The sequence below is a fragment of the Telluria sp. BA11 genome (assembly GCF_056680305.1).
The window spans coordinates 2,592,164-2,607,943 of the sequence record NZ_CM155275.1 but is presented as its reverse complement, the minus strand read 5'-3'; the positions used below and the strand labels follow the sequence as shown (position 1 = coordinate 2,607,943).

17 protein-coding genes are annotated in these 15,780 nt (G+C 58.9%); all 17 read right to left on the bottom strand.

The window, feature by feature from the left end:
• Nucleotides 1-83: 83 nt before the first annotated feature.
• Nucleotides 84-677, bottom strand: a complete 594-nt coding sequence (locus tag AC1MGT_RS11420; protein ID WP_499504237.1) for a glutathione peroxidase — start codon at nt 675-677, stop codon at nt 84-86.
• Between the two features lie 67 nt (nt 678-744).
• Nucleotides 745-1,173 carry a CoA-binding protein gene (locus tag AC1MGT_RS11415; RefSeq protein ID WP_499504236.1) on the bottom strand — a complete coding sequence of 143 codons (429 nt, stop codon included), beginning with the start codon at nt 1,171-1,173 and terminating at the stop codon, nt 745-747.
• A gap of 151 nt (nt 1,174-1,324) precedes the next feature.
• A complete protein-coding gene (locus AC1MGT_RS11410; protein WP_183554845.1) occupies nt 1,325-1,747 on the bottom strand; it encodes a F0F1 ATP synthase subunit epsilon in 423 nt (140 codons plus the stop codon).
• 27 nt (nt 1,748-1,774) lie between these two features.
• Complete coding sequence (gene atpD, locus AC1MGT_RS11405; protein WP_091869718.1) at nt 1,775-3,181, bottom strand: F0F1 ATP synthase subunit beta; 1,407 nt, start codon at nt 3,179-3,181, stop codon at nt 1,775-1,777.
• A gap of 102 nt (nt 3,182-3,283) precedes the next feature.
• Nucleotides 3,284-4,159 carry a F0F1 ATP synthase subunit gamma gene (gene atpG / locus AC1MGT_RS11400; RefSeq protein ID WP_499504235.1) on the bottom strand — a complete coding sequence of 292 codons (876 nt, stop codon included), beginning with the start codon at nt 4,157-4,159 and terminating at the stop codon, nt 3,284-3,286.
• Between the two features lie 56 nt (nt 4,160-4,215).
• Nucleotides 4,216-5,757 (bottom strand): F0F1 ATP synthase subunit alpha, encoded by a 1,542-nt coding sequence (gene atpA / locus AC1MGT_RS11395; RefSeq protein WP_183554851.1) that lies wholly within the window; start codon nt 5,755-5,757, stop codon nt 4,216-4,218.
• Nucleotides 5,758-5,836: 79 nt separating this feature from the next.
• The gene (locus AC1MGT_RS11390; RefSeq protein WP_258836932.1) at nt 5,837-6,370 is read right to left on the bottom strand and encodes a F0F1 ATP synthase subunit delta; all 534 of its coding nucleotides are present in this window, start codon (nt 6,368-6,370) and stop codon (nt 5,837-5,839) included.
• Nucleotides 6,371-6,372: 2 nt separating this feature from the next.
• Nucleotides 6,373-6,843 (bottom strand): F0F1 ATP synthase subunit B, encoded by a 471-nt coding sequence (locus AC1MGT_RS11385; RefSeq protein ID WP_258836931.1) that lies wholly within the window; start codon nt 6,841-6,843, stop codon nt 6,373-6,375.
• A 77-nt stretch (nt 6,844-6,920) separates the two neighbouring features.
• Nucleotides 6,921-7,172, bottom strand: coding sequence for a F0F1 ATP synthase subunit C (gene atpE / locus AC1MGT_RS11380; RefSeq protein WP_370660592.1), 252 nt, complete (start codon nt 7,170-7,172; stop codon nt 6,921-6,923).
• Nucleotides 7,173-7,259: 87 nt separating this feature from the next.
• Complete coding sequence (gene atpB, locus AC1MGT_RS11375) at nt 7,260-8,093, bottom strand: F0F1 ATP synthase subunit A (RefSeq protein WP_258836929.1); 834 nt, start codon at nt 8,091-8,093, stop codon at nt 7,260-7,262.
• A 4-nt stretch (nt 8,094-8,097) separates the two neighbouring features.
• Complete coding sequence (locus AC1MGT_RS11370) at nt 8,098-8,433, bottom strand: ATP synthase subunit I (RefSeq protein ID WP_258836928.1); 336 nt, start codon at nt 8,431-8,433, stop codon at nt 8,098-8,100.
• 260 nt (nt 8,434-8,693) lie between these two features.
• Nucleotides 8,694-9,572 carry a ParB/RepB/Spo0J family partition protein gene (locus AC1MGT_RS11365; protein WP_499504234.1) on the bottom strand — a complete coding sequence of 293 codons (879 nt, stop codon included), beginning with the start codon at nt 9,570-9,572 and terminating at the stop codon, nt 8,694-8,696.
• 23 nt (nt 9,573-9,595) lie between these two features.
• Nucleotides 9,596-10,366: a ParA family protein gene (locus AC1MGT_RS11360; protein ID WP_332531178.1), complete on the bottom strand. Its 771-nt coding sequence runs from the start codon at nt 10,364-10,366 to the stop codon at nt 9,596-9,598.
• Nucleotides 10,367-10,531: 165 nt separating this feature from the next.
• On the bottom strand, nt 10,532-11,182 hold the full coding sequence (gene rsmG, locus AC1MGT_RS11355) for a 16S rRNA (guanine(527)-N(7))-methyltransferase RsmG (RefSeq protein ID WP_499504233.1): 651 nt from the start codon (nt 11,180-11,182) through the stop codon (nt 10,532-10,534).
• The gene (mnmG, locus tag AC1MGT_RS11350; protein ID WP_499504232.1) at nt 11,179-13,110 is read right to left on the bottom strand and encodes a tRNA uridine-5-carboxymethylaminomethyl(34) synthesis enzyme MnmG; all 1,932 of its coding nucleotides are present in this window, start codon (nt 13,108-13,110) and stop codon (nt 11,179-11,181) included. The genes rsmG and mnmG overlap by 4 nt, the downstream gene beginning before the upstream one ends.
• Before the next feature lie 202 nt (nt 13,111-13,312).
• Nucleotides 13,313-14,083, bottom strand: coding sequence for a sulfite exporter TauE/SafE family protein (locus AC1MGT_RS11345; RefSeq protein ID WP_499504231.1), 771 nt, complete (start codon nt 14,081-14,083; stop codon nt 13,313-13,315).
• Between the two features lie 66 nt (nt 14,084-14,149).
• The gene (locus AC1MGT_RS11340) at nt 14,150-14,977 is read right to left on the bottom strand and encodes an alpha/beta fold hydrolase (RefSeq protein WP_499504230.1); all 828 of its coding nucleotides are present in this window, start codon (nt 14,975-14,977) and stop codon (nt 14,150-14,152) included.
• Nucleotides 14,978-15,780 lie beyond the last annotated feature (803 nt).

Sequence of the window (15,780 nt, the reverse complement as noted above, 5' to 3'; positions counted from 1 at the left end):
GTCACTGTCGACGAAGGTAAGCTTATTGATGTGGACCCAAAAAAACGTTGATCCACATCAAAATGACCATGCTGTCAGTAAGGTTACAGCGCTTTTTCGATCATGCCGACCAATTGCGGGTCTTCCGGCGTGACCTTGCTCGGGAAGTATTCGAGCACTTTACCGTCACGCCCGATCAGGTACTTGGTGAAGTTCCACTTCGGTTCCTTGCCGGTCGCCTTGATCAGCTGCGCGTGCAGCGGATTGGCGTCCGGTCCCTTGACCGACGTCTTGGCGAACATCGGGAACTTCACGCCGTAGGTGTTGTAGCAAAGGTCCGCGATTTCTTTCGCGTTGCCGGGTTCCTGCTGGCCGAAGTCGTTCGACGGGAAACCCAGGATCACCAGACCGCGGCTGCCATACTTGGCGTAGATCTTTTCCAGGCCTTCGTACTGCTTGGTAAAGCCGCAGTAGCTGGCCGTGTTGACCACCAGGACCACCTTGCCGCTGTACTGGCAGAGGTCTTGCGGCGCTTCGTCCTGCAGGCGCTTGAAGCTGTGCTTGAGCACTGCCGGGCAGGCGGCCGGCGTTTTGCTCAATGCCGGCGCTGGTGCAGCAGGCGCTGCCTGCGCGCTTGCGGGCGGGATGACGCTGGCGGCGGTGGTGGCGGCGAGCAGCAGGGCAATGGTCTTGATCATGGCGTGGTATTGACGAGGTGGAAGTAGCAGCGATTGTAGCGCGGGCGGCGACGCCACGCGCCGCTTTTCAGGCACTTGCCTGCAGGCTGCGGTGCTCGATCTTGATGCAGTGGTTCATCACCACATCCAGGCCGGCAGCGCGCGCGAGATCGGCGGCAACCTGGTTCTCGATCTCGAGCTGCATCCACAGGCACCCTGCCCCCACGGCAATCGCATCACGCGCGATCGGACCGATGTCTTCCGACTTGCGGAAGCAATCGACGATGTCGATGCGCTGGCCGCTCTCTGCGAGCGAGGCGGCAGCGTCTTGCAGCGTGGCGAACACGGGCTCGCCGAGGATTGTCTCGCCAGCGTACTGGGGGTTCACTGGCAGGATGCGGTAGCCGTGCTGCTGCAGGTAGGCGCCCACTTCGTGGCTGGCGCGGTCCGGCTTGGTCGACAGGCCGACGATGGCGATGGTGGTGCTTTCTTCGAGGATCTGGGCAATGGTGCGCATGGTGACAGGCAGGTCGTTGGGATGGCGATCAGCTTAGCAGGTTTGCTTTACCTGGCCTGGCACGTGCCGGAGGTGCGGGGCTGACATGTGCACCGACGAAAAAAAAGGCAGCCCGCAGGCTGCCTTTCTTGTTGCCGAGCTTGTACTAAGCTCAACGGCCTTTCGAACGCAGACGCTGAATTGCCGCCAACTGCGCAATTGCCGCGGCCATTTCGGCCTGAGCTTTTGCGTAGTCGATCTTCGACTCTTGATTGAGCATCAGGTCTTCAGCCTGCTTCTTCGCAGACGTCGCCTTCGCTTCGTCCAGGTCGGCGCCGCGGATTGCGGTGTCGGCCAGCACGGTCACGCCGTTCGGCTGCACTTCGAGGATACCGCCGGCGACGAAGACGAACTCTTCACCACCACCGGCAACCTGGATGCGCACGGCGCCCGGGCGGATGCGCGTGATCAACGGGGTGTGCTTCGGGTAGATACCCAGCTCACCCGCTTCACCCGGCAACGCGACGAATTCGGCCTGGCCGGAGAAGATCTGCTCTTCGGCCGAGACGACGTCGACTTGAAATGTGTTTGCCATGTGTGTCTTTCAGTGGAAGAAAGCGACTTAACCAGCAGCCAGTTTCTTGGCTTTCTCGATAGCTTCCTCGATCGTGCCGACCATGTAGAACGCTTGCTCTGGCAGGTGATCCAGTTCGCCCGATGCGATCATCTTGAAGCCCTTGATCGTGTCTTTCAGCGAAACGTACTTGCCCGGCGCGCCGGTGAACACTTCAGCGACGTGGAATGGCTGCGACAGGAAACGCTGCATCTTGCGAGCGCGTGCCACGACCAGTTTGTCTTCCGGTGCCAGCTCGTCCATGCCCAGAATCGCGATGATGTCACGCAGTTCCTTGTAGCGCTGCAGGGTGTTCTGCACAGCGCGCGCGGTGGCATAGTGCTCTTCACCGACGACGAGCGGGTCCAGCTGGCGCGAGGTCGAATCGAGTGGGTCGACTGCAGGGTAGATACCCAGCGAGGCGATGTCACGCGACAGAACGACGGTCGAATCCAGGTGAGCAAAGGTGGTTGCTGGCGATGGGTCGGTCAAGTCATCCGCAGGGACGTAGACGGCCTGGATCGACGTGATCGAACCGGTCTTGGTCGAGGTGATGCGCTCTTGCAGACGGCCCATCTCTTCGGCCAGCGTAGGCTGGTAGCCCACTGCCGATGGCATACGGCCCAGCAGTGCCGACACTTCGGTACCGGCCAGGGTGTAACGGTAGATGTTGTCGACGAAGAACAGGACGTCCTTGCCTTCATCACGGAACGCTTCCGCCATGGTCAGACCGGTCAGCGCGACGCGCAGACGGTTGCCTGGTGGTTCGTTCATCTGACCGTAGACCATTGCCACTTTCGAGTTGGCAGGGTTTTCCAGGTCGACGACTTTTGCATCGGCCATCTCGTGGTAGAAGTCGTTACCTTCACGGGTACGCTCACCCACGCCGGCGAACACGGACAGACCCGAGTGTGCCTTGGCGATGTTGTTGATCAGTTCCATCATGTTGACGGTCTTGCCGACGCCGGCGCCGCCGAACAGGCCGACTTTACCGCCTTTGGCGAACGGGCAGACCAGATCGATGACCTTGATGCCGGTTTCCAGCAGGTCGGTCGATGGCGACAGTTCGTCATAGGCTGGCGCGTCACGGTGGATCGACGCCATGCGCTCGTGGCTGACCGGACCGCATTCGTCGATCGGGTTGCCCAGCACGTCCATGATACGGCCCAGGGTCGGGGTGCCGACCGGGACCATGATTGGCTTGCCGGTGTTCTGGATGATCATGCCACGGCGCATGCCGTCCGAGCTGCCCAGAGCAATGGTACGGACCACGCCGTCGCCCAGCTGTTGCTGGACTTCCAGGGTCAGATCCGAGCCTTCCATTTTCAGTGCGTCGTACACTTTCGGCATGGCATTACGTGGGAATTCCACGTCAACCACTGCGCCGATACACTGAACGATTTTGCCATCAGCCATGTTCGTTCCTTCAGATATTTAGTTAAATTCTTTTTTGCTTTGATCGGTCGGGGACAGCGTGCGGGCCAGGCCCGCTTGACGCCATCCCCACGGGCGGCGCTGTTAAACTGCTGCTGCGCCCGACACGATCTCGGAGAGTTCTTTGGTAATCGCAGCCTGGCGGGTCTTGTTATAGATCAGCTTCAGGTCGCTGATGACACTGCCGGCGTTATCGCTCGCGGCCTTCATCGCAACCATGCGCGCCGATTGCTCGGACGCCAGGTTTTCTGCCACTGCCTGGTAGACCAGCGCTTCCACGTAACGCACCAGCAGCTCGTCGATGACGACCTGTGCTTCCGGTTCGTAGATGTAGTCCCAGCTGGTGGCGCCTGCATCGGCTTTCAGCGAATTGGCTGACAGCGGAAGCAGTTGCTCGACCACGGTTTCCTGTTTCATCGTGTTGATGAACTTGGTGTAGCACAGGTAGACAGCATCGAGCTTGCCTTCCTGGTACGCGTCCAGCATCACTTTGACCGGTCCGATCAGCTTGTCCAGTTGCGGTGCATCGCCCAGCTGCGTGGCTTGCGACACCAGCTTCATGCCGACACGGTTCAGGAAGCTCAGGCCCTTGTTGCCAATGGCAACTGCCTCGACGCGGTTGCCCGCCTGTTCCTGTTCGCGCGCCTTGACGGTTACCTGGCGCAGGATGTTGGTGTTCATGCCGCCGCACAGACCCTTGTCGGTCGTGACAACGATGAAACCAACTGCCTTTGCCTGCACGTCCTTGGCTTGCGCCATGAATGCGTGCGTGTACTCCGGGTTTGCAGTGGCCAGATTGGCGGTGATGTTACGAACCTTGTCACTGTAGGGACGGGCGGCGCGCATACGTTCCTGCGCCTTGCGCATTTTCGATGCGGCGACCATTTCCATCGCCTTGGTGATCTTCTTCGTATTCTCTACGCTCTTGATCTTGCCACGAATCTCTTTGCCTGCTGCCATGAGTCCTTACTCCTTCCAGGCACCGGCATCGCCATGGGGCGACGCCGGCCCACAGATTAATATGCGCCGGATTTCTTGAAATCAGCAACGGCCGCGGCCAGTGCTGCTTCGCCGTCTTTGTCCAGTTGCTTGGTTTCGTCGATCTTCGCCAGCAGCGCTGCATGGCCCGACTTCAGGAAGGCGTGCAGGCCATGCTCGAATGGCAGCACTTTCTTGACTTCGATATCGTCCAGGTAGCCCTTGTTGACGGCGAACAGCGATGCGGCCATCAGCGAGGTCGACAGTGGCGAGAACTGTGGCTGCTTGAGCAGTTCGGTCACGCGCGCACCGCGGTCCAGCTGCTTGCGGGTCGATTCGTCCAGATCCGATGCGAACTGCGCGAACGCAGCCAGTTCACGGTACTGGGCCAGGTCGGTACGGATACCACCGGACAGGTTCTTGATGACTTTGGTCTGGGCAGCACCACCGACGCGCGACACCGAGATACCGGCGTTGATCGCAGGACGGACACCGGCGTTGAACAGCGACGTTTCCAGGAAGATCTGGCCGTCAGTAATCGAGATCACGTTGGTCGGCACGAATGCCGAGACGTCGCCAGCTTGCGTTTCGATGATCGGCAGTGCGGTCAGCGAACCGGTCTTGCCGGTCACGGCGCCGTTGGTGAACTTCGACACGTAGTCGGCGTTCACGCGTGCTGCGCGCTCGAGCAGACGGCTGTGGAGATAGAACACGTCGCCCGGGTACGCTTCGCGGCCTGGTGGACGGCGCAGCAGCAGCGAGATCTGGCGGTAGGCAACTGCCTGCTTCGACAGATCGTCGTACACGATCAGTGCGTCTTCGCCGCGGTCGCGGAAGTATTCGCCCATCGCGCAGCCCGAGTAGGCCGAGATGTATTGCATGGCGGCCGATTCCGACGCCGATGCAGCAACAACGATGGTGTACTCCATTGCGCCGTGCGTTTCCAGCGAGCGCACGATGTTCTTGATGGTCGATGCTTTCTGACCGATCGCGACGTACACGCAGGTCACGCCCTGACCTTTTTGGTTGATGATCGCGTCGACTGCAACAGCCGATTTACCGGTCTGGCGGTCACCAATGATCAGCTCACGCTGGCCACGGCCGATCGGCACCATTGCGTCGATCGATTTGATACCGGTCTGCATTGGCTGCGAGACCGATTCACGGGCAATAACGCCTGGCGCAATCTTTTCGATTGGCGAGGTCAGCTTGGCGTTGACAGGACCTTTGCCGTCGATCGGCTGGCCCAGTGCATTGACGACGCGGCCGCACAGTTCAGGACCGATCGGCACTTCCAGAATACGGCCGGTGGTCTTGACGATGTCGCCTTCCGAGATGTGCTCGTAAGCACCCAGGATGACCGAGCCGACCGAGTCGCGCTCGAGGTTCATGGCCAGGCCGAAGGTGTTGCCTGGGAATTCCAGCATCTCGCCCTGCATCACGTCCGACAGACCATGGATGCGGCAGATACCGTCGGCGACCGAGATCACCGTGCCTTGATTGCGAACGTCAGCCGAACTTTCGAGGCCCTGGATCCGGCTCTTGATCAGTTCGCTGATTTCAGATGGGTTAAGTTGCATGCTTGCTAACTCCAATTATAGTTTCTTGATGCGTAGGGCAAGGGCGGGAACGCCGGCGCGTGCCAGTCGATACGTCGTATTAGTTGGCCAGCGCAACGTGCATCCGTTGCAGCTTGGCGCGAACCGAGGTATCGAGCACTTCGTCACCGACGACCACGCGCACACCACCGATCAGCGAAGGATCCACTGTTACCGTTGGGTTGAGCTTGCGGCCAAATTTCTTTTCCAGCGTGGCGACCAGCTGCGCCAGCTGGTCGGCCGAGATCTCGAACGCGCTATGGATCATCGCATCGGCAGCGCCCTCGTTCGCGTTTTTCAGGAGCGCAAACTGGGTGCTGATCTCGGGCAGCAGGTTGATGCGGCCGTTCTGGGCCAGCATCGCGATAAAGTTCTTCGCTTCAGCATTCAGCGGCGACTTGACCAGGGACGCAATCGTGTCCGCCAGTTGTGCGTGCGTGACGATCGGGTTGCTGGCGAAGGTCTGCACGTCGGCACTGGCGCCAATCTGGCCCAGTTCCGACGCGATGGCCGAGTACGCGTTCATGTCGCCGGTTTGGGCGACACGGAACAGCGCTTCGGCGTAGGGGCGGGCGACGGTTGCGAGTTCTGCCATGATCAGAGCTCGGTCGACAGTTGCGACAGCAGGTCGGCGTGGGCCGCTGCGTTCACTTCACGCTTCAGGATCTGCTCGGCGCCGGCAACCGCGAGGGCGGCAACCTGGCCACGCAGTGCTTCGCGTGCGCTGTTGACTTGCTGCTCGGCGTCAGCCTTGGCGGCGGCAACGATACGCGCGCCTTCGTCGGCGGCAGTACGCTTGGCTTCTTCGATAATCACAGCAGCGCGCTTTTCAGCGTCGGTGATGCGTTTCTGGACTTCGTCACGGGCGCCAGCCAGTTCGGTCTGGACACGCTTTTCAGCAGCAGCCAGATCGGCCTTGCCACGGTCAGCAGCAGCCAGGCCACTTGCAATCTTCGCGGCGCGCTCATCGAGCGCCTTCATCAGTGGCGGCCACACGAATTTCATCGTGAACAGTGCCAGGATGAAGAAGACCACGAACTGAGCAAACAGGGTTGCATTGATGTTCACGGTTTTTTCCTTCTTACAGAAACACGGATGCCGAACCAGGAATGGTTCGGCCCTTCAAGACATCGAGAGCCGATGGCTTAGACGACTGGTGCGACGAATGGGTTGGTGTACGCGAACAGCATAGCGATACCAACACCGATCAGGAATGCAGCGTCGATCAGACCAGCCAGCAGGAACATCTTGGTCTGCAGGGTGTTCATCAGTTCTGGCTGACGTGCGCTGGCTTCCAGGTACTTACCGCCCATGATCGCGATACCGATACAAGCACCGATAGCGCCCAGGCCGATGATCAAACCGCAAGCCAGTGCAACAAAAGAAAGGTCAGTCATGTGTAACTCCAAAAGTTAAATTGAAAACTAGATTAAAAACTACAACTTCTTTACAACCACTATCTTGTTCGATGCTTGCGGCGCCGATCAGTGGCTATCGTGAGCCTGACCGAGGTACACCAGCGTCAGCATCATGAAGATGAATGCCTGCAGGAGTACGATCAGGATGTGGAAGATCGCCCAGATGGAACCGGCAATGACGTGGCCAACAAAACCAAAGATGGTGGCCGATCCGCCCAGCAGTGCGATCAAGAGGAACAGCAGCTCACCGGCAAACATGTTGCCGAACAGTCGCATACCGAGCGACACCAGTTTTGCTGCGTATTCAATGATGTTCAGGAGCAGGTTGAACGGCGCCATCCAGATACCGAACGGTGCTGCGAACAACTCGTGGATCCAGCCGCCCAGGCCCTTGATCTTGATGCTGTAGTAGAACATCAGTGCCAGCACGCCCAGAGCGATGCCCATCGGGCCATTCAGGTCGGCGGTCGGTACCACGCGATGATACGGGAAGATGTGTTCCACACCAAAGACAGCAAATGCCCACGAGAACATGTCGACTGGCAGCAAGTCCAGCGAGTTCATCAGCGCAACCCAGACGAATACCGTCAGGGCAGCAGGGGCGATGAAGCTGCGGTCGCCATGGACGATCGACTTGGCCTGGTCATCGACCATTTCAAACAGCATTTCGACGAAAGCCTGGAAACGACCTGGCACGCCAGCGGTGGCTTTGCGCGCGGCAGACCACATCACCAGGCAACCGGTGATGCCCATGGCGATCGACCAGAACATGGTGTCGTAGTTGATGATCGAAAAATCAACCGGACCTACCTGGTGACCGTTCGACAGGTGACCAAGGTGGTGCTTGATATATTCTGATGCGGTGGGCGCGTGCGCTGCGCCGTCAATTGGAGTCGCCATGTCGTCAATGCCTAAATAATAAGATGATGTAACTTTTCAGCGCCACGATGAACCCGACGATCAATGCCAGCCAGTTCAGATCGCGGTACAGCCACGCCGTCGCGCCCAGAAGCGCCAGCGTCAATGCAATCTTTACGAATTCCCAGATGAAAAATGTCGCGGGACTTGCTCGTCCACTCGCGGACGCCGCAAACAAGCGCACTGCCATGATCCCGTTGGGTACGACACAACACAAACCACCCAGCACAGCCGACACCATCGCAGGCCATCCCCCCAGAAGCGCGGCAATGATTCCGGCGACGACTGTTGCAATCAATTGCAGGGAAACGATGCGCAGCATATTTTTTGGTCTTCTCGCTGCCGCTATGGACGTACTACGTGGTGGTAATTACATGAATCGCCGGAATTATAAGTGGTTATACGGATGTGAGTCAAACGATTCCCTACTTATAACTGCTCTGTAAAGATGACGAAAATGTGACACGTTGCTGGTGGATAGCGCATTATTTTCAACAACTTAACGCCAGATGGTGTAGGCAGCGGTTGTCACATTGCAGGGTAGTCGGGTCACCGGCCACCCTGTCTGCAGCCCCCTGCCGGTCAGCCGCGCAGGCGCGCCAGCACCCCATCGAGGATGTCGAGGTCGGCGAAATCGATGATCATCTGGCCCCTGCCCTTCGGGCCCATCTTGAACACGACCGGGGTAGCGAGCTTGTCCGACAGCTCTTCTTCGAGCCGCACGATGTCGCCTGACTTGTCTTTCGCACGGGCGGCTTGCGCCGGGGCGTTGTGTTCGTCGAGCGCGCGCGTGACGAGTTTTTCCGTTTCGCGCACCGACAGCCGCTTGGCAATGACCTGGTTGGCCAGCGTGATCTGGTGCGCGCTGTCGACCGCCAGCAAGGCACGGGCGTGCCCCATGTCGATGTCGCCGGCCATCAGCATCGTCTGCACCGGCTGTGCGAGGTTAATCAGGCGCAGCAGGTTCGATACCGCACTGCGTGAGCGGCCTACCGCGCCGGCCGCCTGTTCGTGCGTGAAATTGAAATCCGAAATCAGGCGGTTGATACCCTGTGCTTCTTCAAGCGGGTTCAGGTCTTCACGCTGGATATTCTCGATCAGCGCCATTGCGGCCGCAGCCTGGTCGTCGACGTCGCGCACCAGTACCGGGATTTCATCCAGGCCGGCCATCTGCGCCGCGCGGAAGCGCCGTTCGCCGGCGATGATCTCGTACGGGGTGCTGCTACCCGGCGGCAATGGGCGCACGAGCACCGGTTGCATGATGCCCTGGGTCTTGATCGATGCGGCCAGTTCCGACAGGCTCACTTCGTCCATGCGCGTGCGGGGCTGGTACTTGCCGGCCTGGATCTGGGTCACGGCAAGCACGGACGGCGTGTTCGGCGTGGCCGGTGCGGCGTCCAGGTCGCCGCCAAGCAGGGCGTCGAGGCCGCGGCCCAGTCCCTTGAGTTTTTTGGTTGCCATCTCTTTGTCAGCTTTGTGATTGATTACATGGTCTTGATGCGCTGGACCATCTCAGCACCGAACGCGATATACGCCTGGGCGCCTTTCGAGGACGGATCGAACGTCACGCCGGGGATGCCGTACGACGGCGCTTCGGCCAGCCGTACATTGCGCGGAATGATCGTCTTGAAGACCTTGTCGCCGAAATGCTGCTCGAGCTGGCCCGAGACCTGCTGCGACAGCGTCATGCGCGGATCGAACATCACGCGCAGCAGACCGATGATCTTCAGGTCGGTGTTCAGGTTGGCGTGCACCTTCTTGATGGTGTTGACCAGGTCGGACAAGCCTTCGAGCGCATAGTATTCGCACTGCATCGGAATGATCACGCCGTCGGCAGCGCACAGGCCGTTCAAGGTCAGCAGCGACAGCGCGGGCGGACAGTCGACCAGAATGAAGTCGTAATCATCAGCCACCGCAGCCAGTGCTTCCTTCAGGCGCCGCTCGCGGTTTTCGAGCGCGACCATCTCGACTTCGGCGCCAGCCAGCTCGCGGTTGGCGGGCAGCACATCGAAGCGCCCTGCTTCCGAGCGCACGCGCGCCGTGGCCACATCGGACTCGCCCAGCAGCACCTGATAGATCGACGCTGCCAGCTCGGCCTTGTTGATGCCAGCGCCCATCGTGGCATTGCCCTGCGGGTCGAGGTCGACCAGCAGCACGCGCTGGTCCAGTTTGGCCAGGCCTGCGGACAGGTTGACGCTGGTGGTGGTCTTGCCTACGCCACCCTTCTGGTTCGCAACGCAAAAAATCTTCGCCATCTTTTCCTTTCCTGGATGCGACTACAAGGCATCATATCGTTCATACGATAAAACCGTTTCATTGGTTTATATGAGTTAAACGATATAAACTGTTTATACGGTTAATACAGATAGTACAGTTAGTACAGTTCGTATGATTTATATAGTATGTACTACTGGTAGCTTTTATACGGATCGCTCGATGAATACCAAGTGTCGCTCTGCCTGCAGTCTTGGCACCCATAACGGTTGCAGATCCACGACTTTCCAGTCCTGTGGCAAGCGCTCGCGTTCCTCGCTTGGCGCCACGCCTTTCAACGCAATGAATTTGCCGCCCTCGGCCAGCAGATGGCCCGACCAGTTGACGAAGTCGGACAGGTCGGCAAACGCGCGCGAGGTAATCACGTCAAATGGTTCGCTCACGACCAGGTCCTGCACTTTCATCGTGTGCACGCTGACGTTGGTCAGCTTCAGCTCTGCCTTCACCTGGTTCAGGAATGCGGTTTTCTTGTGCACGGTGTCGATCATCGACACATTCATGTCCGGTCGCACGATGGCAAGCACGATGCCGGGCAATCCGCCCCCTGCTCCTACATCCAGCACATTGCGTGCATCGGCAAATGCCGGCACTGCCGCAAGCGAGTCGAGCAGATGGTGCGTGACCATTTGCTGTGGATCGCGCAGCGACGTCAGGTTGTAGACGGCATTCCACTTGTTCATCAACGCCAGATAGCCCATCAGCTTGGTCTGTTGCTCGGGCGAGATCTCCAGCGTCATGTCCTTGATGCCCTGGTCCAGCACGGCTGCCAGTGCATCGTGATCGAAGTTGTATTTCATTCGGCCACCTCGGCCGCAGCAGTTGCAAAACCTTTGGCGCCCCGTTTTTTCAGCGTCACCAGCAGCAGCGAAATCGCGGCCGGGGTTACGCCCGAAATGCGCGAGGCCTGGCCCAGGGTTTCAGGCCGCTGCTTGTCAAGCTTCTGGCGCACTTCGAACGACAGCGCTTCGATATCCAGGTAGTTCAGGTTCTCGGGCAGCTTCATGTTTTCGTAGTGATCATGACGCTCGACTTCACGCGCCTGGCGATCGATATAGCCGGAGTACTTCAGCTGAATCTCGACCTGCTCTTTGACAGCGGGATCCTCAACGCCGGGACCGGCCAGGCTCTGCCCTTCAACACCACTCATCGTCATCAAAGTGTCGTAGTTCACCCCCGGTCTGCGCAGCAGATCGGCCAGATTGTATTCGCGCTCGAGTGGCTGGCCGACGATGCGCTCTGACTCGGCCGCCGCCAGGATGCGTGGGTTGACCCAGACCGAGCGCAAGCGCTCGAGTTCGCGTGCGACGGATTCGCGCTTGGTCTCGAATGCTGCCCAGCGCGCGTCGTCCACCAGGCCCAGGCTCCGCCCGATTTCGGTCAGGCGCATGTCGGCATTGTCTTCACGCAGCGACAGGCGGTATTCAGCGCGGCTGGTGAACATGCGGTACGGCTCGGCCACACCTTGCGTCGTCAGGTCATCGACCAGCACGCCGAGATACGCTTCCGAGCGACCCGGCGTCCAGGCATCCTTGCCCTGCGTTTGCAGCGCAGCGTTCAGGCCAGCCAGCAAACCCTGGGCCGCCGCTTCTTCGTAACCGGTGGTGCCGTTGATCTGGCCGGCGAAGAACAGACCCTTGATCGACTTGGTTTCCAGCGAAGCTTTCAGGCCGCGCGGATCGAAGTAATCGTATTCGATCGCATAGCCGGGCCGCAGAATGAAAGCGTTTTCCATGCCGCGCATCGAGCGCACCAGGGCCAGTTGCACGTCGAATGGCAGGCTGGTCGAGATACCGTTCGGATAGAACTCGTTGGTCGTCAAGCCTTCCGGCTCGAGGAAGATCTGGTGCGATTCCTTGCTGGCGAAGCGGTGGATCTTGTCTTCGATCGACGGACAGTAGCGCGGGCCGACGCCTTCGATCACGCCCGTGTACATCGGGCTGCGGTCGAGCCCGGCCCGGATGATGTCATGCGTTCGTTCATTGGTATGCGTGACCCAGCATGGCACCTGCTTCGGATGCATCGCAACATTGCCCATATACGAGAAAACCGGGACCGTATCGAGGTCGCCCGGCTGCTCGGTCAGCAGCGAGAAGTCGATGCTGCGGCCATCGATGCGCGGCGGGGTGCCGGTTTTCAGGCGGCCTTGCGGCAGCTTGAGTTCTTTCAGGCGCGCCGACAGCGAGGTCGCCGGTGGATCGCCCGCGCGGCCGCCAGCATAATTCTGCAGGCCGACGTGAATTTTCCCGTCCAGGAAAGTACCGGCCGTCAGTACAACGGCGCGCGCACGGAAGCTCAGACCTACTTGCGTGACGGCGCCGACGACGCGGTCGCCCTCGACGATCAGGTCTTCGACGGCCTGCTGGAACAGCCACAGGTTCGGCTGGTTTTCCAGGCGCGAGCGAATCGCCGCCTTGTACAGCACGCGGTCGGCTTGGGCGCGGGTAGCACGCACGGCCGGCCCCTTCGATGAATTCAGGATCCGGAACTGGATGCCTGCCTCGTCCGTGGCAATGGCCATCGCGCCACCGAGGGCATCGACTTCCTTGACCAGGTGCCCTTTGCCGATGCCGCCGATCGACGGATTGCAGGACATGGCGCCCAGCGTTTCAATATTGTGCGTCAGTAAAAGGGTCTTTTGACCTGTGCGTGCAGACGCGAGTGCAGCTTCGGTGCCGGCATGGCCGCCGCCGACGACGATGACGTCGAATTCAGTTGGAAATAGCATGATGGGATGTGAGGCGAGGAGACTAATGCGCGATTATAGATTCTTTTCCGGTGCCTGATTCTTCGGCCGCCAGAAAACGACGAATTTTGTTTCACGTGGAACGTCAGGCAAGTTGGGCGTCGGAACTGTTTCACGTGGAACATTGCATTTGATAAGGCCGGGCTGACCCGGCTCCGCGATGTTTCACGTGGAACAATAGCGACTACCAACCCAACTTCGTGAAGGAGTCGTAGGCAGTCTTGACAATCAAGGCACTGACGACAAACAAGAAGACCTTGCGCACGAAGCCGCTGCCGTACTTCATTGCGAGTCGCGTGCCAGTCAGCGAACCGACGATCTGGCAGCCCGCCATCATCAGTCCGAGTTGCCACAGAATATGGCCGCTGTAACCGAACCACATCAGCGCCGAGAAATTGCACGCCACGTTGACGATCTTCGCAGCAGCAGAAGCACTTAAAAAATCAAAGCCGAAAAAACGCACGAACAGGAAGATCAGGAAGCTGCCGGTGCCGGGACCGAAGAACCCATCGTAGAACCCAATCGCCGCGCCAATCCCGATTGCCCAATACCGCTCAGCCAGACCGCTGTGCAGCGGTGCATGCACGGACCCAAGGTCTTTCTTCATGAAGGTATAGACCGCCACCGCAACCAGGATGATGGGCAACAAAGCGCGGACGAAATCGGCGGGCACGCGGGTTACCGTCCAGGCGCCAGCGAACGACAAGAGAAATGCGGCCGCAGCTGCCGGCGCGGCCGTACTCCACGCTACACGCACACGCCGCGCGTAATCCACGGCCGCCGAACTGGTGCCGAAAATCGCTGCAAGCTTGTTGGTGCCGAGGATGGTTGCCGGCGCTTCTTTTGGCAATAGTGAGAACATCGCGGGAAGCTGGACCAGGCCGCCGCCACCGACAACGGCATCGACCAGGCCGGCGGCGAACGCGGCGCCGCCGAGCCAAACAACATCAATCATGGAAAGGATTCGGGAGGAGTGCTGAAGCCGCAATTCTACGGCATGCCGTGCGTACTTACCTGGCGGTCAGACGGTCGGCGACTTTATGAAGTCGAGCAACAATGCATTCAGGCGATCCGCACCCGAGAGCTGCAACCAGTGGCCAACACCATCAATGCGTTCATAGCGAAAACCTGCATGACATTGCTCGCGCGAATCGAGCATCTGTTGCTCACCCAGCGCTGGATCATGTTCACTCCAGACACCCATCACCGGCACGTTGACCGGCAGCCAGGCCCGCGCGGAGGATGGCTTGAAATTGGCGCGATAATAATTCAGTGCTGCCGTCAGGCGACCTTCGGGTGCAAGCGCCGCGATCCAGATATCTTGCTGTTCGCGACTGCGAATCATTTTTCTGAGCGCTGCCCAGTCCCCTGCTTTCAGCAATGCCTCCGCGACGACGGGCGTTTTGAAAACAAGCATGTACCAGAACCGCAGTTTCTGGCCGAGGTTCGAGGAAGCAATTGCCTTGGGATGGCCGACTGACAGGGCGGCATATCGTACGATGCGTTCCGGCGCATGCATGGCCAGGTGCCAGCCGATCAACGCGCCCCAGTCATGACCGACCACGACAGCCTTGTCGATACCCAGCGCGTCCATCAGTCGCAATACATCATCGGCCAGAAATGACACAGCATACGCGCCGACGTCTTGCGGCATATCGGTCTTGCCGTATCCACGCAGGTCAGGTGCAATCACACGCAGACCCGCCGCAGCGAGTTCCGGAATCTGACGTCGCCAGATCTGGTGCGTATCGGGGAAGCCATGGAGCAGGATCACTGGCTGGCCTTCGCCAGCCGTGACGTAGTGCATGTTGAGGCCATTGACCGTGGCGTAATGCGACTCGAATTCCATGCGGCTCCCCTTGGCGCTGACTCGATGAAACACAGCTTACCAGAACGTAAACGCCTGTCCAGACCCCACCTGTGGATAAGCAAATGGATATCCACAGGTACGGTTTGTGCAGAACTCCGCATTTGTACACAAGCAAAAATCTTGTCCAGATTTGCCACCAGGAAGCCGGGTCACTAGTGCACTGGCTTATGCGCGCTGTAAGTCGATGATTTTGTTCTCGTTAACCGGGTTGTCCACAGAAGGTGGCCACCCTTACTTATTACTATCAATGTTGTATACAGTTATTGGTTGTAAACCTGAGATGCCTGTTTCAAAAAAAAAATTTCGTCCGTGGCAGATCGGAACAATGCGGTCATTGCAAACACCCTTTTCAGGTCTGTGGAGAACCCAATGCATATCCACAGGATGGAATGTGCAAAAACCGGTTTTTTTCGGCTGTCGCCGATTCTGTTCACCTTCGGTGCACCGTGACCACCAGGGTTCTCCAGCCGCTTTGAAACCGCGTAAGCCGTTGAAGTTGTGGAAAAATCCAGGCTTATCCACACAATCGACCGCGTTTACTATTACTACTATTTTGTATACAAGCTTTTAAGTGAACAAACTGGATAACTCGCGCGCTGGACATCTTTGGCCAGAAGCTCGACTGAGCATCGTTCTAAACGCGTTTTCCAAAAAAAAAGAACGCAGACGCAAAAGTACGTAGCAAATCGAGATTGCCAACCAGCATCGACCCCTGACAACCAGCTTCTAAGCGCCAACGTCCTGTGGACAAGCCCCTGCATATCCACAGCATCAACTGTGCA